This is a genomic window from Phyllobacterium calauticae, assembly GCF_019991125.1.
Taxonomy (GTDB): Bacteria; Pseudomonadota; Alphaproteobacteria; order Rhizobiales; family Rhizobiaceae; genus Phyllobacterium; species Phyllobacterium calauticae.
Map to the genome: position 1 here is coordinate 489,232 of NZ_JAGENB010000003.1, position 16,523 is coordinate 505,754.

The window sequence follows — 16,523 nt, forward strand, 5'->3', positions numbered from 1 at the left end:
CATGAGCGGCAACTAGGCTGCGAAGATTGCACCGACATTACCGGAGGGTTGCGGGGGACTGACCGCTGCTTCACAATTCATTGCAGGGCGTATCGGCTATCGGAAAATTTCGCAGAAAGCTTTCCATCTTTGCTGAACTTGCGCTAAGGAACCGCCATCCCTTTCAAACACTCCTAGAGGTTTCCCCGAAATGGCATCGAAAAAGCTCCTTCTTCTTCCCGGCGACGGCATCGGACCTGAGGCAATGGCCGAAGTTCGCAAGATCATCGCCTATATGAATGCTGAACTGAAAAGTGGCTTTGAACTTGAAGAAGGCCTTGTCGGCGGTTCTGCTTACGATGCCCATGGCAAGGCGATCTCAGATGCCGACATGGCCAAGGCCATGGCCGCCGACGCGGTTCTCTTCGGTGCCGTTGGCGGACCGAAGTGGGACAGCGTTCCCTATGACGTTCGCCCGGAAGCCGGTCTTCTGCGTCTGCGCAAGGACATGGAACTGTTTGCAAATCTGCGCCCTGCCATTTGCTATCCCGCGCTGGCCGATTCCTCGTCCCTCAAAAAAGATGTGGTTGAGGGTCTCGATATCCTGATCGTGCGGGAATTGACCGGCGGTGTCTATTTCGGTGAACCGAAGGAAATCATTGACCTCGGCAACGGCCAGAAGCGCGGCATCGATACCCAGGTCTACGATACCTATGAGATCGAGCGTATTTCGGGCGTCGCCTTTGAATTGGCCCGCACGCGCCGGAACAAGGTTACATCGATGGAAAAGCGCAACGTCATGAAATCGGGTGTGCTGTGGAACGAGGTCGTTACAGCGACCCATAAAGCCCGTTATTCCGATGTTCAGCTCGAGCACATGCTGGCCGATGCCGGCGGCATGCAGCTCGTGCGCTGGCCCAAGCAGTTCGACGTGATTGTCACGGACAATCTCTTCGGTGACATGCTTTCCGATATTGCCGCCATGCTGACCGGTTCTCTCGGCATGCTGCCCTCAGCCTCACTCGGTGCGCCAGATGGCAAAACAGGCAGCCGCAAGGCGCTCTACGAACCCGTGCATGGGTCGGCCCCCGATATCGCCGGAACCGGCGCCGCCAATCCGATTGCAATGATCGCCTCCTTTGCCATGTGCCTGCGCTACTCATTCAACATGGTGGAAGAAGCGGACCGGCTGGAAGCTGCGATTGCCGGTGTGCTTGGCGACGGCATCCGCACCGCCGACATCATGTCGGAAGGCAGCACCAAGGTTGGTACCACCCAGATGGGTGATGCGATCCTTGCCAAATTCAAGGCGCTCGCTGCCTGATCACACTGATACGGACAAAGAAAAGCCCGGCGCGAGGAATCGCGCCGGGCTTTTTATTGAGCCGTCGACTACTTGATGTCGTGCAGATCCTCGTTTTTGGTTTCACGAACGAAGATCAGGCCGATCACCAGCGTCATGGCTGCAATGACGATCGGGTACCAAAGGCCATAATAGATATCGCCCTTGGCGGCGCTCATCGCAAAGACCGTTGCCGGAAGCAGGCCACCGAACCAGCCATTGCCAATGTGATAAGGCAACGACATGCCGGTATACCGGATGCGGGTCGGGAACATCTCGACCAGAATCGCGGCAATCGGGCCATAAACCATCGTCACATAGAGCACCAGAACGAACAGGATGGCGATGGTCATCGGCCAGTTAACGGCCTTGGGGTCAGCGACCATGGTGAAGAGACCGCCATTGGGAATGGTATAAACCGCCATCTCCGTGGCGCCGGCTGCCTGCTCCGTGGTGATCAGCTTTGCTTTGACGAGATCAGCGACCGGGGTGACCGCCTTTTCGCCGGCACGAACCGCGGCAGCGTCAAGGTTCAATTCGGAATTGGCCTTGATGAAGCCGTCAAGTTTGACATCGGCAACCTTGGCAGGCGCCCGCACTAGCGGGAAACCGGCCTTCTGCAACGCCAGGTTCAGGTCATGGGAGAGCACGGCGTTTTTGGCAGCAGCATCGGGACCAGCGGCCACGGCATCATAGGATGGAATGACCGTGTCGCCTATTTTGACAGTGGCTGGCTGACCGGCGGGACCGGCAACCACTTCATAGGGCACCGAACTGCGGGACAGGAACGCTGTCGCAATGTCACATGAATTGTTGAACTTGGCTGTACCAACCGGGTTGAACTGGAAGGTACAGTCGCCCGGTGCCGCGGTCACCGTAGCGCGGACTGTTGCCTCCGCCTGGGCCAATGCCGGATTTGCAGCGTGCGTGAGTGCCTTGAACAGCGGGAAGTAGGTCAGGATTGCCAGGGCAAGACCTGCCATGATGATCGGCTTGCGGCCGATCTTGTCGGAGAGCCAGCCAAAGAAGACAAAAAATCCCGTGCCAAGCAGGAGCGCGATTGCAATCATGATATTGACGGACTGCCCATCCACCTTCAGCACATTCTGCAGGAAGAACAGGGCATAGAACTGGCCTGAATACCAGACAACAGCCTGACCGGCGGTAAGACCGAACAAGGCGAGCAGCGCAATCCGGGCATTTTTCCACTGACCGAAAGCTTCTGACAGCGGTGCCTTGGAGCCCTTGCCTTCTTCTTTCATCTTCTTGAAAGCCGGTGATTCACTTAACGAGAGCCGAATCCACACCGATATTCCCAGAAGAACAAATGAGAGAATGAAAGGCACGCGCCAGCCCCAGGCAGCAAATGCGTCCTTGCCAAGCCAATTCTGGACGATGAGGATAACCACCAGAGACAGAAACAGACCGAGCGTTGCGGTCGTCTGGATCCATGACGTGTAATAACCGCGACGATTGTTCGGCGCGTGTTCCGCCACATAGGTTGCAGCACCGCCATATTCGCCGCCGAGAGCCAGTCCCTGCAACATGCGCAGCGCAATCAGGATGATCGGTGCGGCAATGCCCCAGCTGCCTGATCCTGGAAGAATACCGACCAGAAACGTCGACAGACCCATGATCAGAATGGTCACCAGGAAGGTATATTTGCGGCCGACGAGATCGCCGATCCGTCCGAAGACCAGGGCGCCGAAGGGGCGGACGAGAAAGCCCGCGGCAAACGCCAGAAGCGCAAATATGTTGCGCGTCGCTTCAGGGTATTCACTGAAAAACGCTGCACCAATGAAGGCAGCCAATGAGCCGTACAAGTAGAAATCATACCATTCGAAAACAGTTCCGAGTGAGGAAGCGAAGATAACTTTCTTCTCCTCTCTCGTCATACCCCGGCTGGCAGTACCAGCCACAGAAGTGGTCGCCATTTGCATTCCTCCCAGAAAACAGCATTTACGCCGGGACTCGATCGGCTCAGCAACCGCTCACGTCCCTCGGATTTGTCACTGCGTATGAATCAACGGCAAAGTCCTGCGGGACTTCGACTGACCTTACGCCGGTGAATGTCCTCCGGAACTCTCCCCCCAAAGGTCATGCACCCCATGCACCGCTCAAGTGTTGAACAAATATTCGCGAAAGCAAAGACCGCATTTTACGGCAAAAGTTCAAAATTGTGCGTAACGCGACATATTCTTCTCTTTTGAATGGACAATTGACTCTTTTTGGAAAGCGGATACAAGCATGTCAGGTTAAGGAGACGCCCCGTGAGCAGCGAATCAACTGCACACTTTTTGACAAGCGGTTCCGGCATTCGTGCCGGATGCGCAGGCGCGTCTGTTCTTTCCACCAAAATGCCGGCCAAAACGACCACCAAAACGGTCTGATTTCCCTTGGCCTGCTCGCCCCCTCCCGGGTCCGGCCCGGGGGAAAAGACCCGCAATGGCCAGCGGGTTTTTCGCAAAGAGCGGTGAGGGACAGGAGATAACACAGATGAGTTTCAAGGTTGCGGTTGTAGGCGCCACAGGCAATGTGGGCCGCGAAATGTTGACAATACTGGAAGAGCGCGGCTTTCCGGTCAGTGAAGTCGTGGCGCTCGCCTCACGCCGGTCCCAGGGCACCGAAGTCTCCTTTGGCGACCGCACGCTGAAGGTCAAAGCCCTCGATACCTATGATTTTTCCGATACCGATATCTGCCTGATGTCGGCTGGCGGCAATATATCCAAGGAGTGGTCGCCGAAGATCGGGGCGCAGGGCTGTGTCGTCATCGACAATTCCTCCGCCTGGCGCTACGATTCCAACGTTCCGCTGATCGTGCCGGAAGTAAATCCGGACGCGATTGTCGGTTTCTCCAAGAAGAACATCATTGCCAACCCGAACTGCTCCACGGCACAGCTTGTGGTGGCGTTGAAGCCGCTGCATGACAAGGCCAGGATCAAGCGTCTTGTGATCGCCACCTATCAGTCGGTTTCCGGCGCCGGCAAGGATGGCATGGATGAGCTGTTCCAGCAGTCACGGGCGGTGTTCGTTGCCGATCCGGTGGAAGCCAAGAAGTTCACCAAGCGCATCGCGTTCAACGTCATCCCGCACATCGACGTCTTCATGGAAGACGGCTACACCAAGGAAGAGTGGAAGATGGTCGCCGAGACCAAGAAGATGCTCGATCCCAAGATCAAGCTCACGGCGACGTGTGTCCGCGTTCCCGTCTTCATTGGCCATTCCGAAGCCGTGAATATCGAATTCGAAAGCCCGATGAGCGCTGAAGAAGCCCGCGAGATCCTATCGGATGCACCGGGCTGCCTGGTTATCGACCGGCACGAGGATGGCGGCTACATCACCCCCTATGAAGCAGCGGGCGAAGACGCAACGTATATTTCGCGTATCCGCGAAGACATCACTGTCGAGAATGGCCTGTCGCTTTGGATAGTTTCGGACAATCTGCGCAAGGGTGCGGCCCTCAACACCATCCAGATCGCCGAGCTTCTCGTCGCGCGCGGGCTGATTCAGCCGAAGCAGCTCGCAGCCTGAAATCTGGCATGCCGCTAAAATAGAAATGGGCGCAGTTTCTGCGCCCTTTTTCGTTGAAGCAATTGCCGCCCGAACTCAGGCCCAGGGATGCCTTTGGGCGTTGGCCGCCTCGAAGCTGTCGATCTTGGCCGCCTTTTCCATGGTCAGGCCAATGTCATCAAGACCGTTCAACATGCAGTAGCGGCGGAATTCATCAAGATCGAAACTGATCTGGCCGCCATCCGGGCCCTTGATCGTCTTCTCTTCCAGATCGATCGTCAGCGTTGCATTGGCGCCGCGCTGCGCATCATCCATCAACTTGTCCAGGTCCTCATGGCTGACGCGGATAGGCAGAATGCCGTTCTTGAAGCAGTTGTTGTAGAAAATATCGGCGAAGCTGGTCGAGATGACGCAACGGATACCGAAATCGAGCAATGCCCACGGCGCATGCTCCCGGCTGGAGCCGCATCCGAAATTATCACCGGCCACCAGAATCTGAGCCTTGCGATAGGCCGGCTTGTTGAGGACGAAATCCGGATTTTCCGAACCGTCTTCATTGTAACGCATTTCGGCAAAGAGCCCTGTACCAAGACCGGTGCGCTTGATCGTCTTCAGGTAGTCCTTCGGAATGATCATATCCGTGTCGATATTGATGATCGGCAACGGTGCGGCAACGCCGGTGAGCTTGGTAAACTTGTCCATGATCTCTGCCTGTAGTGTTCGGTAACATGAGTATCTTCGCTTTACACCAGCTTGACGGCGAATCAAAGACTTTCCCCCTGTGGCAGATTGGGGCAGGCCACGCCGCATGATTGCGCTTGTCTTGGCCCGTCGATCAATGCAAAAAAGTGCCATGCGCAAAACATTTCGCCCTCGCCGCTCGGTTCTCTATGTTCCCGCCTCGAACGCCAAGGCTCTTGCCAAGATTGCGAGCCTTGACGCAGATGCGGTCATTTTTGATTTGGAGGACGCCGTCGCTCCGCAGGCCAAGGACGATGCCCGCGAAGCATTGCGCAATTATTTTCGCGCCAATCCGGCAAGCAAGGCCGAACGGATCATCCGCATCAATGCACTTGCAAGCGAATGGGGCGCCGAGGATCTTCTCGCCGCGCGCGCCTGCAAGCCTGACGCCATCCTCCTCCCCAAGGTGGAAACACCGCAGGACGTGACTGGCGTGACTGAAATACTCGAGGAAACCGATGCATCCGAAAACATTCGGCTGTGGGCGATGATCGAGACACCGCGTGGTATCCTCAATGCGGACGAGATCGCCGAGCTGGGTCTGCGATCCACCGGGCGTCTGGATTGCTTTGTCGTCGGGACAAACGATATCGCCAAGGAAACCGGTGTGAGCACGGATGGCAATCGCGCCTATCTCGTCCCGTGGCTGATGCAGATCGTGCTTTGTGCCAAAGCCGGAAAGCTGGACGTGATCGATGGCGTCTATAATGACTTTGCCGATGCAGCGGGTTTCACGCTTGAATGCGACCAGGGCTCAAGGATGGGTTTTGACGGCAAAACGCTCATTCATCCCGCACAGATCGGTGCTGCAAATCACGCCTTTTCACCGGATAAGGCAGCCCTTGCCGCTGCACGATCGATCATCGAGGCATTTTCCCTTCCAGAAAATGCTGACAAGGGCGCAATTGCCCTGAACGGAAAAATGATAGAACGCCTGCATCTTGCCAATGCGGAGAAGATGATGGCCAAAGCGCAAATGACAGGAGACAAAGCATGAAACTTTATCGCTTTTTGACCGGACCGGATGATGCCAGCTTCTGCCACAAGGTGACGGCGGCCATCAACAAGGGCTGGCATATCTATGGTTCCCCCACCTATGCATTCAACACCGTTACCGGGGTGATGCAGTGCGGCCAAGCTGTTGTAAAGGATGTCGATGGCGTCGATTATGAGCCGGGTATCAAGCTCGGCGACTACTGACCGGTAGCGGGCGTTCCACACAGGATGCCGTTTGAGCGCTTGATATTGCTGCTCTGACGTACGCGCCATGGCGTCTTCGCGCGAGACCGGCCTGTCCTCAAAAGGAATAGGCCGGTCAAACCGGCTGATGGCAGGGTCCCGTCGGCCGATTATTCGACACTTGCCTCAATGCGCTCCATATCCTCGTCCGAGAGGCCGAAGTGATGGCCGATTTCATGGATGAGGACATGGGTAACGATATCCCCCAAGGCCTCCTCATACTCCGCCCAGTAATCCAACACGGCGCGGCGATAAATCGTGATGATATTGGGTCTTTCCCCGGTTTGAAGCGAGAACCGTTCTCCGATACCCCGGCCTTCAAACAATCCAAGCAAATCAAACGGCGATTCCAGCCCCATGTCCTCGACAATCTGATCATCGGGGAACTCCGATACCTGAATGGTGATGTCACCGCACAAACTGCGAAAATCGTCGGGCAGATGCGCATAGGCCTCTATCGCGAGTGATTCGATCTCACTCAAGGCTGGTGACAAGCGATTGCCCCAATCGGCGGTTTGATTACTTCTGGCCATTAAAACTCCTGGAGCACTTTCCGGCCTCATATAGTGCCTTTGCAGCAAGGATGCGAGTGGCATGCAGACTAACCCCGCATTGGCACCAGAAGCCGCTCCATACGCCGGAAGCTTTCAGCAAGCACTGTCGCGTCTTTGAGACCATGCGCGAGCATGATGCCGCCCTGCCATTCGGCCAGGGCATTGCGGGCGGTTCCAAGTGCCGTAGAGGGGCGCACGCCGGTTCGCCCCAGCTTCCTCCCAATGAATCCGATCAGGAGGCTGAAAACTTCGGCCGCCCGTTCGGCGGCTTCCGGCGATTCATGGCGAAAATCCCGTATTCCCAAGGCGATCGGGCAGCCATTCTCGACACGGCTTTTGAGGGAATGCGACAGCCTTTCAATCAGCAGCAGCAGACGCTTGCGCGGGTCCTGATCCGCTTCGACAATGGCCATCAGCATATCCTCGGTTTCAGCAACGAAAATATCGGCAACGCCGCGCGCCAGGTCGGCCTTTGTCTTGAAATAGTAATAGATGTTTCCAAGCGGAATTCCCGATTCCGCCGCGATGTGGGCAAGGCTTGTCACGGTAAAGCCCCGTCGCCAGAACAAGCCGGCAGCCGTGGCAACAAGGATATCACGTTTGTCGTTCCGCCTGGCCATCGCACTGCCTTCGAATATCAGTTGTTCAACTGACTCGTATTTTGGCAGGTTCGGCAATGATTGCAGTAAAAATAAACTAATCTTCGATGGTTCGCGCTTCCGATGGCAGCATGATCGGTATCCCGTCCCGGATCGGATAGGCGAGACGAGCCGACTTCGAGATCAGCTCGGATCTCTCCTGATCGTAGACAAGCGGCCCCTTGGTCAGCGGGCAAACCAGAAGCTCAAGCAGCTTGCGATCAATGGCAGGGTCGCGTTTTGGTTCGATCATGGCTCGCTTCCTCGGGGATTACTGCAGGTTCGACTCGTAACCATCCTGGTCTTTCGCCAGCATGATTTCGGTGATCGCGATCAAAGTCTCGGCGCGCGTCTTCAGATCTGCAGCCTCCAGCAAAGCCTGCTTTTCCGCGGCGCCGAAAGGCGACATCATGGCGAGGGCATTGACCAGCGTTTCGTTACCCGCGCGGGAAATACCGTCCCAATCCGCTTCGAGGTTGTTGGCATCGAGATAATCCCGGAAGACGCGCAGCAGCGCCGGCCGGTCGACTTCCGAGTCGTCTGCCTCGTCCAGATCCGCCAGAAGCGGCGCAATCTTGCACTGACGGAACGGTGTCCGTGTGGAAAGTTCCTTGACAATTCGAAAGCGGCAAATGCCCTGCAATGTGATGAGAAGGCGCCCGTCACCGGTCTCGGCGAACGATGTGATGCGGCCAAGGCATCCCACTTCACACAGTTCGTCCGCGTCCGTATCGCCCTCGTCGAAGCGTGGCTGAATCATGCCGATGACGCGCTTTCCACTCAAAGCCGCGTCCACCATGGCCAGATAACGCAGTTCGAATATATTCAACGGCAACTGACCACCCGGAAGCAACAGGGCTCCCGAAAGGGGGAAAATCGGCACGCTTTCCGGAATATTGTCCAGCGTCCGATAACGAACATTGCCTGCTTGCATCACCAGCTCCAGTGATTGATCCGCAGCATCAGGGATCGATCGCTATTGTGCCCTATTTCACTCAGGAAAACAGCAGGGAAGACAGTTTCCGGCGCGCGGTCAGGGAAGCCTGATCAGCCGGACCCCAAGCGTCGAAAAACTGCAGCAGCTGTTTGCGGGCTCCGTCATCATTCCAGGTACGATCGGCCTTCATGATGGCGAGAAGATGATCGGCCGCCTCATCCCGCTGTCCGGTGGCATTCAGGAACATGGCAAGGTCGAACCGCGCCTGATGATCCCCGGGATTCGCCGCAAGTTTTACTGCCAGCGCAACAGGGTCACCCAGCTTGGCCGCTTGATCAGCCAGGGCAACCTTTGCTTCCGCCGCACGCACACTTGCATCGTCTTTCTTGTTCGCGGGAACCTGCTCCAGAACGGCCTTGGCCTGGTCAAGATCACCCAGATCGATCAGGCAATTGGCAAGTCCGGCAAGCGCCGCCACATGATCGGGCACTTCCGCCAGAACGGCCGAATAGATCTGGGCCGCCTGCTCCATATCTCCCGCTGCTGCAGCCTGGGTAGCCGCATCCAGCGCCGATTGAATGGCCGCATCCCTGCCGCCATCCGGTGACGCAATGCGATCAATGAATTCCTTGACCTTTGATTCCGGCAATGCGCCCATGAAACCATCGACCGGCTTGCCATCAGCAAAGGCAATCACCGCCGGAATTGATTGAATACCGAGCTGCCCTGCAATGGCAGGGTGCTCGTCAATATTCATTTTAACCAGCTTTACCCGCCCGCCGGCGGCATTGACCACCTTTTCAATGATCGGTGTCAATTGCTTGCAGGGCCCGCACCAGGGGGCCCAGAAATCGACCAGAACCGGTTGGCTCTTCGATTCGGCGATCACATCTGCGGCAAATCCCGCCGTGGTGGTATCCATGATCAAGGCGCCAGCCGCGGTTGAGGCGGCCGCGGGAGCCGCGCCGCCATAGGATACCGTCGTTGTTGCAGCTGCACTGCCGTAGCCGCCGCCGAACGGGTTATCAGTATTGCTCATCAAAATTCTCCCGTATCCGCTGGTTACATGTTTCCCGGGTCCGCTTGGACCGGTTTACAGCCTGCACTCAGGTTGGGTTGGATTCATCAATTTTCAAGATCAGGGGTTCGTGATCGGTGGATGCGAGAAACCGTAAGAGATCGTCTCGTCGAATGGATGTCGTGGCATCGTTGCTCAGCGGGTGCGCATTGATGATCTCATTGTGCATGAGAGCCTCATCAAGCACGACCTTCACCTGATGCTCCTCGTCGTTGATAATGCCAAGCACACTGACCGAACCCGGAACAAGCCCAAGATACTCCATCAGCTTTTCCGGTTTGCCGAATGAAACACGGCTTGATGCACCAATCTTGGTATGGATTGTTTTGAGATCGACCTGCGCCTCTTCATCCACAGTGACGAGAAAAAACTTGTCCTTCTTATCCTTCAGGAACAGGTTTTTGGTGTGGGCACCTGGAACCTGCCCGCGCAAATCCTGCGCTTCGGCAACCGTGAACACCGGAGCATGCCGAATCGTTGACACTTTGATTCCGAGATCGTCGAATTTCTGCATCAGTTCTGCGTATGTCTTGGGCATTCTGGCTCTCGCGGCACCGGCAATCGGAAAATATGCTTTTGTTGTCCTAATCGCTTCACCGCACGCTCTCAAGCGAAAACCCAGCCGCACCTTGGTTTAATCGGACATTTCATTGCCGGGCCGATCCACCCGTTGAATTTTTTTTCGAATATCGTCACAAAGTCAAAAATTCACTGTTGCAATTGGTCTGTCCTTGGGTCATATAGGCCCCGCTTCGCAAGACAAACTGGCGCATGCGGGAGTAGCTCAGGGGTAGAGCACAACCTTGCCAAGGTTGGGGTCGAGGGTTCGAATCCCTTCTCCCGCTCCAGTTGTTCGAAGTTCAAAAGGCCCGGTTTTTACCGGGCCTTTTTGCTTTTCGGCCTGGCTGCGCCATTGTCGTCAAAACCCTTTGATTGCCCGATATTCACTGCGGCTGGCAACGATGCCGTCTCCTTGATGGCTGTTTGTCTCACCCGGTAAAGGGCCCGCAATTGCAATCCGCGTTCAATGCGCTAAACCCTTCGACATGGCACAGAAGAAAGCACACGAGGTTGATTCCTTCCTGAAGAGGCTCGACAGGGCTTATCCGATCGTACTGCTCTACGGCCCCGACAAGGGCCTTGTGAGCGAACGGGCCGGCGTCTTCATCAAGCTGACCGGACTCGCCCAGGACGATCCCTTTGCCGTCATACGCCTCGATGCCGATGATGTTCAGGCGGAACCCGGGCGGCTGTCCGACGAGGCCAACACCATTTCCATGTTTGGCGGCGAGCGCCTGATCTGGGTCCGTAACGCAGGCGGACAGAAGGGATTGGCCGATGCCGTAACGCATCTGACGAAAACACCACCCGTCGACACATTCATCCTGATCGAGGCGGGCGACCTCAAGAAGGGTGCAGGTCTGCGCGGCATTGTCGAGCAGAGCGCAAGCGCCATGGCTTTGCCTTGCTACAGCGATGATGCGAAGGGCGTGGACGCAACCATTGATGACATGCTTGCCCGCAACAAGCTGCAGATCACGCTGGATGCCCGCAATCTGCTGAAAGAAAGCCTTGGGGGAGACCGGCTGGCCACGCGCGCCGAGCTTGAGAAAATCTGTCTTTATGCCCACGGCCGCGAACGGATAACCATTGAGGATGTCCGCGATATCATCGGCGATGTCAGCGCCACTTCCTACGAGACGATTGTCGATGCCATGATGACGGGCAATCTGACGGATTTTACCCATGCGTTCGATCGGGTTATCGGTTCCGGATCTTCGAGCTTTCTGATCCTGAGTTCCGCCATACGCCAGTTCCAGACATTGCAAAGCCTGCGTTACGGCATGGAAACGGAGGGCAAGAATGCCGGATCGGCTGTGGCATCCGCGCGTCCGCCGGTGTTTTTCTCGCGGCGGCGGCTGGTGGAAACCGCACTGCAGCGCTGGACAACACAAAGTTGCGCCCGCGCCATAGAACGGTTGCAGAAAACCGTACTGGAAAGCCGCCGCAACGCGACACTTTCCATACCAATCATTCGTCAGTCACTGATCGCTCTGGCTGCTGAAGCCGCCCGGGCAGGGCGGAGCGGCCGTTAGGTAACGTCCGCGCGCATCTCCCATGCGCACAAAAATCTGGCTAACTATTTGAATTAAAAGAACTTACTTCGTCACCGCTCAGCTTTGCAGGCGGCGGCAGATCTCATCCAGCTGCTCCAGCGTTGCGTAATGAATACGCACGTCTCCACCCTTGGCCTGATGATTGACCGTTACACGCATGCCAGTCACGTCCGACAGCAGTTTTTCCAGTGCCCGCGTATCCGCGTCCTTGTTTTCATCATTGTCCGCCTTGACTTTCGGAGCGGCCGGTTTGCCGCCGCCTTGGGCCAGTGCTTCCGCTTGACGAACAGACAGGCCGTCGCGAATGATCCGCTCGGCCAGGACATCCGGATGTTCCGCGGTGATCAGCGTACGTGCATGTCCAGCCGACAGAGCGCCATTCGTAATGTGGTCGCGAACCGTTTCCGGCAGTTTCAGCAATCGCAATGTATTGGCCACGTGGCTTCGGCTCTTGCCGATAACCTGGGCCAAGTCCGCCTGCGTATAGTCATGATCGTCAATCAATTGCTGATAGCCCATGCCTTCTTCAATTGGATTGAGGTCGGCGCGCTGAACGTTCTCGATGATAGCCAGTTCAAGCGCGACCCGGTCATCGACTTCGCGAATGATCACGGGAACAGTGGTCAGACCAGCACGCTGCGCCGCGCGCCAACGCCGCTCGCCGGCGATCAGCTCATAGCGATCCACGGAATCCTTTACGGGTCGAACCACGACGGGCTGAACAATGCCATGTTCGCGGATCGACTGGGTCAAATCCTCCAGATCGGCTTCCGTGAACAAACGCCGGGGATTGCGCGGATTGCGCGTTACAAATTCAATGGGAACCTGACGATCCAAAGTGGCGATGCGCGGAGGAACATTTTCTTCCGGCAGACGGTCCATCTCTCCAATGAGCGCAGCAAGACCTCGACCGAGGCGCTTTTTTGACGGATCTTCATTCATTGTCATAGGCTCTCATAAATGTTTCGTATTCGAATCGATCAAGCAGCACGCAAATGCCGCTCCCTTTGAATAACTTCCGACGCCAGCTGCAAATATGCCTGGCTACCCGCACACTTCAGGTCATACAGAATGGCGGGAGTCCCGTAGGAGGGCGCTTCCGAGACACGCACGTTGCGCGGAATGACCGTGCGATAGACTTTGTCGCCCATAAACGAACGGACATCGTCAACAACCTGTGTCGCCAGATTGTTTCGGCCGTCAAACATGGTCAGTACAATACCCTGAATATTCAGGGCCGGATTGAGCGCCGTCCGTACCTGGTTGACGGTTTCGAGCAACTGACTCAATCCTTCCAATGCGAAAAACTCACATTGTAACGGCACAAGCACGGAATCGGCCGCTGCCATGGCATTCATGGTGAGGAGATTGAGCGATGGCGGGCAATCGATCAGAATATAGGTAAAGGGCGAGGCCGCATTATCACCACGAAATGCCTTGCGCAAACGCGTGGCACGGTCGGCAGAACCAGCAATCTCCATCTCAACCCCCAGAAGGTCGAGCGTAGACGGAATGAGCGACAGGTTGGGAACAGCGGTCGCAATGGCTGCCTCGCCGACGGATGCAGTCTGCATCAGGACATCATAGGACGACAGATCACGGTTCTTGCGATCGATGCCCAAGCCGGTACTGGCATTGCCCTGGGGATCGAGATCGACAATCAGGACGTTCTCGCCAATGGCTGCAAGCGCCGTAGCCAGGTTGATGGCAGTTGTGGTCTTGCCCACGCCGCCCTTCTGATTGGCTATGGTAATGATACGAGTCTGACTGTTCATCACTGTTTTCCCGAGCAAACCATTACTATCGGCGATAAAACGAAAAATGACCTATTTCGCCGCCAGGTTGCGCCGCACATTGCTGATCTGCAACACCACCGACTCAACATCGACCACACTGGCATGTTGTACCAGATCAAATGACCAGCCGTCACGGCTTTCCTCGATCTCGCGACGATAATCCCGGCCTTTTTGAAAAAGTGCCGTTGCGCCGTTCGTCAGCCAGGGCTCTGTCAGCGCAAAAAGTTCCTTCAACGGCGCAAGTGCACGGGCCGTAACAACATCAGGTGTGTCGATTTTCGACCAAACCGCATCAATCCGAACTGGATGCACCGTTCCAGGAGTGTGAAACTGGCCCAGAGCGGTCCGCAAAAACGCAGCCTTCTTGCCATTGCTCTCGACAAGATCAATCGCCGCACCCGCCGTTTCCTTCAGGAGAATAGCAAGAACAACGCCTGGAAAACCGCCGCCTGAACCGAGATCAAGCCAGCGCTTGGCCTCAGGCATAAGCGGGCGGAGCTGTACGCTGTCGATAATATGCCGTTCCCACAGCTCATCCAGCGTGGCGGGGGAGGCGAGATTGATCGCCTTTGACCACTTTCGAAACAGATCTTCGAAGTCAATAAGGTCCTTGACTGTTTCACGTGAAACATTGGGGATAACCCCACACAGCTTCTTCTCCCGCCAATCGCTCACGCCACGTCTCTTGCGACAGTGTTGCGACGAATCTGCGTGATAATAAGGGCAAGCGCAGCCGGCGTCATGCCATCGATGCGCTGGGCTTCCGCAATCGAACGCGGCTGGCGCTGCTTCAGCTTCTGCTTCAACTCATTGGACAGGCCGGAAACCACCGAAAAATCAATGCCCTGCGGTATGAGCAGCGCTTCTTCGCGTTCCATCGCGGCAACGTCGGCCTTCTGGCGTTCGAGATAAACCGCATACTGCGCTTCGATCTCCAAAGCCTCCGCCACACGACCGTTAATGTCAGCCAGTTCCGGCCAGATCAGCTGCAAACGCGCCAGGTCTATCTCAGGAAAGGCAAGCAATTCATAGGCCGAACGGCGAACGCCATCCTGGTTGAGATGCAGATTTACGGCCGCTGCCGCATTCGGTGTGATGGTCAAGCGCTTTGCCAAATGACGCGCCGCATCCAATTGATCCGTCCGTGCCCCGAAGCGATCCCGGCGATCCGAGCCCAATATTCCCAATCGGTCCGCCATCGGTGTCAGACGTTCGTCGGCATTGTCCGCCCGCAGGGAAAGCCGGAATTCCGCACGCGACGTGAACATGCGATAGGGTTCGCTCACGCCGCGCGATGTCAAATCATCGATCATCACCCCGATATAGGCTTCGGTACGATGAATGATCACAGGCTCGCCACCGCCGGATAGCCGCGCCGCGTTCAGTCCCGCCAGCAAACCCTGTGCCGCCGCTTCCTCATATCCCGTTGTTCCATTGATCTGCCCGGCGAGAAACAGGCCGCCGATGCGCCGCGCCTGCAGGCTTCGATCCAACTCGCGCGGATCAATGTAGTCATACTCAATGGCGTACCCCGGCTGCAGCATGGTCGCGCGCTCAAGACCAGGTATCGTCTTGAGAATTTCCAACTGCACATCCTCGGGCAGGGATGTTGATATCCCATTGGGATAGACCGTATGATCATCCAAACCCTCGGGCTCCAGGAATATTTGATGGCCATCCCGATCGCCAAATTTGACGATCTTGTCTTCCACAGACGGACAATAGCGCGGGCCAATGCCTTCAATCGATCCGGAATACATCGCCGAGCGATGCAGATTCGCGCGGATAATGGCGTGCGATTCCGGCGTCGTGCGCGTGATCCCGCAGTCGATCTGCGGGTTGGTGATGACATCCGTCATCAGCGAAAACGGCAGCGGATCTTCATCAGCGGATTGAACGTCAAGCCCTGACCAATCGATCGTGCGGCCATCCAGCCGCGGCGGCGTGCCTGTCTTCAATCGGCCCAAAGCGAATGCATGTCTCGTCAGGGTATCCGACAAACCGAGGGCAGGGGCCTCGCCCATTCGGCCTGCTGGTATCTTCTTTTCACCGATATGGATCAAGCCGCGAAGAAATGTTCCCGTCGTCAGGACAACAGCACCACAGGAGAAAACGCGGCCATCCATCAATTGGACGCCTGCAACCTTTCCGTCGTGAATGACCAGATCGTTGGCGCCACCTTCAACGACAGTCAGATTCTGCTGTTCTGCAATCGCCGCTTGCATCGCCAGCCTATAGAGCTTGCGGTCCGCCTGGGTGCGCGGGCCGCGCACAGCAGGGCCGTTGCGCCGGTTGAGAAGTCGGAACTGAATACCAGCGGCATCGGCAACGCGGCCCATCAGACCATCGAGCGCATCGATCTCCCGGACCAAATGCCCCTTGCCAAGACCGCCGATGGCGGGATTGCAGGACATGACACCGATCGTATCCGCTTTGTGCGTCACAAGCGCCGTGCGTGCGCCATAGCGTGCTGAGGCCGCTGCGGCTTCACAGCCGGCGTGCCCACCACCAATGACGATGACGTCAAAATTGTCTTCCACGAGCCAAACTTTCCGAGATTCGAATTCAGTGTCTTGATGAGCAAATCAACGC

17 protein-coding genes and 1 tRNA gene are annotated in these 16,523 nt (G+C 56.5%); 6 read left to right on the forward strand and 12 right to left on the reverse strand.

What is annotated here, in order from left to right; translation table 11 throughout:
• Positions 1–190: 190 nt before the first annotated feature.
• Complete coding sequence (gene leuB, locus J1W56_RS14270; RefSeq protein WP_223613930.1) at positions 191–1,303, forward strand: 3-isopropylmalate dehydrogenase; 1,113 nt, start codon at positions 191–193, stop codon at positions 1,301–1,303.
• Positions 1,304–1,371: 68 nt separating this feature from the next.
• On the opposite strand, the gene J1W56_RS14275 is transcribed toward leuB, so the two are convergent.
• Positions 1,372–3,255: an MFS transporter gene (locus tag J1W56_RS14275; RefSeq protein WP_223613931.1), complete on the reverse strand. Its 1,884-nt coding sequence runs from the start codon at positions 3,253–3,255 to the stop codon at positions 1,372–1,374.
• 562 nt (positions 3,256–3,817) lie between these two features.
• Here J1W56_RS14275 and J1W56_RS14280 point away from each other — a divergent pair.
• Positions 3,818–4,852 (forward strand): aspartate-semialdehyde dehydrogenase, encoded by a 1,035-nt coding sequence (locus tag J1W56_RS14280; protein ID WP_223613932.1) that lies wholly within the window; start codon positions 3,818–3,820, stop codon positions 4,850–4,852.
• Positions 4,853–4,927: 75 nt separating this feature from the next.
• Here J1W56_RS14280 and leuD read toward each other — a convergent pair whose 3' ends face one another.
• Positions 4,928–5,533 (reverse strand): 3-isopropylmalate dehydratase small subunit, encoded by a 606-nt coding sequence (gene leuD / locus J1W56_RS14285; RefSeq protein WP_105734158.1) that lies wholly within the window; start codon positions 5,531–5,533, stop codon positions 4,928–4,930.
• Positions 5,534–5,684: 151 nt separating this feature from the next.
• Here leuD and J1W56_RS14290 point away from each other — a divergent pair, with 151 nt between their 5' ends.
• Both J1W56_RS14290 and J1W56_RS14295 read left to right on the forward strand, forming a co-directional pair.
• Complete coding sequence (locus J1W56_RS14290) at positions 5,685–6,569, forward strand: HpcH/HpaI aldolase/citrate lyase family protein (protein ID WP_223613933.1); 885 nt, start codon at positions 5,685–5,687, stop codon at positions 6,567–6,569.
• Positions 6,566–6,772: a DUF1737 domain-containing protein gene (locus tag J1W56_RS14295; protein ID WP_105734156.1), complete on the forward strand. Its 207-nt coding sequence runs from the start codon at positions 6,566–6,568 to the stop codon at positions 6,770–6,772. Before J1W56_RS14290 ends, J1W56_RS14295 begins: the two co-directional genes overlap by 4 nt.
• 149 nt (positions 6,773–6,921) lie before the next feature.
• Here J1W56_RS14295 and J1W56_RS14300 read toward each other — a convergent pair whose 3' ends face one another.
• From J1W56_RS14300 to J1W56_RS14325, 6 genes are all read right to left on the reverse strand, one after another.
• The gene (locus J1W56_RS14300; protein WP_223614138.1) at positions 6,922–7,344 is read right to left on the reverse strand and encodes a metallopeptidase family protein; all 423 of its coding nucleotides are present in this window, start codon (positions 7,342–7,344) and stop codon (positions 6,922–6,924) included.
• A gap of 68 nt (positions 7,345–7,412) precedes the next feature.
• Complete coding sequence (locus tag J1W56_RS14305; protein ID WP_223613934.1) at positions 7,413–7,985, reverse strand: TetR/AcrR family transcriptional regulator; 573 nt, start codon at positions 7,983–7,985, stop codon at positions 7,413–7,415.
• A gap of 76 nt (positions 7,986–8,061) precedes the next feature.
• Positions 8,062–8,256, reverse strand: a complete 195-nt coding sequence (locus tag J1W56_RS14310) for a Trm112 family protein (protein ID WP_223613935.1) — start codon at positions 8,254–8,256, stop codon at positions 8,062–8,064.
• 18 nt (positions 8,257–8,274) lie between these two features.
• Entirely contained in the window at positions 8,275–8,937 is a 663-nt protein-coding gene (locus J1W56_RS14315; RefSeq protein WP_223613936.1) for an LON peptidase substrate-binding domain-containing protein, read from the reverse strand.
• Between the two features lie 61 nt (positions 8,938–8,998).
• Entirely contained in the window at positions 8,999–9,979 is a 981-nt protein-coding gene (trxA, locus tag J1W56_RS14320; protein ID WP_223613937.1) for a thioredoxin, read from the reverse strand.
• Positions 9,980–10,046: 67 nt separating this feature from the next.
• Positions 10,047–10,556, reverse strand: a complete 510-nt coding sequence (locus J1W56_RS14325) for a prolyl-tRNA synthetase associated domain-containing protein (RefSeq protein ID WP_223613938.1) — start codon at positions 10,554–10,556, stop codon at positions 10,047–10,049.
• Between the two features lie 235 nt (positions 10,557–10,791).
• On the opposite strand from J1W56_RS14325, the gene J1W56_RS14330 reads away from it, so the two are divergent.
• Positions 10,792–10,866, forward strand: a tRNA-Gly gene (locus J1W56_RS14330).
• Between the two features lie 198 nt (positions 10,867–11,064).
• Entirely contained in the window at positions 11,065–12,114 is a 1,050-nt protein-coding gene (holA, locus tag J1W56_RS14335; RefSeq protein ID WP_223613939.1) for a DNA polymerase III subunit delta, read from the forward strand.
• Positions 12,115–12,192: 78 nt separating this feature from the next.
• Here the strand turns inward: holA and J1W56_RS14340 are convergent, their stop codons facing one another.
• Genes J1W56_RS14340 through mnmG form a run of 4 tightly spaced genes read right to left on the reverse strand, consistent with a single transcriptional unit; the run spans position 12,193 to position 16,471 of the window.
• On the reverse strand, positions 12,193–13,077 hold the full coding sequence (locus J1W56_RS14340; RefSeq protein ID WP_223614139.1) for a ParB/RepB/Spo0J family partition protein: 885 nt from the start codon (positions 13,075–13,077) through the stop codon (positions 12,193–12,195).
• 38 nt (positions 13,078–13,115) lie between these two features.
• Positions 13,116–13,910, reverse strand: coding sequence for a ParA family protein (locus J1W56_RS14345; protein WP_223614140.1), 795 nt, complete (start codon positions 13,908–13,910; stop codon positions 13,116–13,118).
• 51 nt (positions 13,911–13,961) lie between these two features.
• The gene (gene rsmG, locus J1W56_RS14350; RefSeq protein WP_223613940.1) at positions 13,962–14,606 is read right to left on the reverse strand and encodes a 16S rRNA (guanine(527)-N(7))-methyltransferase RsmG; all 645 of its coding nucleotides are present in this window, start codon (positions 14,604–14,606) and stop codon (positions 13,962–13,964) included.
• Positions 14,603–16,471, reverse strand: coding sequence for a tRNA uridine-5-carboxymethylaminomethyl(34) synthesis enzyme MnmG (gene mnmG / locus J1W56_RS14355; protein ID WP_223613941.1), 1,869 nt, complete (start codon positions 16,469–16,471; stop codon positions 14,603–14,605). The genes rsmG and mnmG overlap by 4 nt, the downstream gene beginning before the upstream one ends.
• Positions 16,472–16,523 lie beyond the last annotated feature (52 nt).

Coding starts and splice junctions, on each gene's coding strand:
- leuB (WP_223613930.1), top strand. CDS start 191: ATGGCATCGAAAAAGCTCCTTCTTCTTCCCGGCGACGGCATCGGACCT.
- J1W56_RS14275 (WP_223613931.1), bottom strand. CDS start 3,255: ATGGCGACCACTTCTGTGGCTGGTACTGCCAGCCGGGGTATGACGAGA.
- J1W56_RS14280 (WP_223613932.1), top strand. CDS start 3,818: ATGAGTTTCAAGGTTGCGGTTGTAGGCGCCACAGGCAATGTGGGCCGC.
- leuD (WP_105734158.1), bottom strand. CDS start 5,533: ATGGACAAGTTTACCAAGCTCACCGGCGTTGCCGCACCGTTGCCGATC.
- J1W56_RS14290 (WP_223613933.1), top strand. CDS start 5,685: ATGCGCAAAACATTTCGCCCTCGCCGCTCGGTTCTCTATGTTCCCGCC.
- J1W56_RS14295 (WP_105734156.1), top strand. CDS start 6,566: ATGAAACTTTATCGCTTTTTGACCGGACCGGATGATGCCAGCTTCTGC.
- J1W56_RS14300 (WP_223614138.1), bottom strand. CDS start 7,344: ATGGCCAGAAGTAATCAAACCGCCGATTGGGGCAATCGCTTGTCACCA.
- J1W56_RS14305 (WP_223613934.1), bottom strand. CDS start 7,985: ATGGCCAGGCGGAACGACAAACGTGATATCCTTGTTGCCACGGCTGCC.
- J1W56_RS14310 (WP_223613935.1), bottom strand. CDS start 8,256: ATGATCGAACCAAAACGCGACCCTGCCATTGATCGCAAGCTGCTTGAG.
- J1W56_RS14315 (WP_223613936.1), bottom strand. CDS start 8,937: ATGCAAGCAGGCAATGTTCGTTATCGGACGCTGGACAATATTCCGGAA.
- trxA (WP_223613937.1), bottom strand. CDS start 9,979: ATGAGCAATACTGATAACCCGTTCGGCGGCGGCTACGGCAGTGCAGCT.
- J1W56_RS14325 (WP_223613938.1), bottom strand. CDS start 10,556: ATGCCCAAGACATACGCAGAACTGATGCAGAAATTCGACGATCTCGGA.
- holA (WP_223613939.1), top strand. CDS start 11,065: ATGGCACAGAAGAAAGCACACGAGGTTGATTCCTTCCTGAAGAGGCTC.
- J1W56_RS14340 (WP_223614139.1), bottom strand. CDS start 13,077: ATGAATGAAGATCCGTCAAAAAAGCGCCTCGGTCGAGGTCTTGCTGCG.
- J1W56_RS14345 (WP_223614140.1), bottom strand. CDS start 13,910: ATGAACAGTCAGACTCGTATCATTACCATAGCCAATCAGAAGGGCGGC.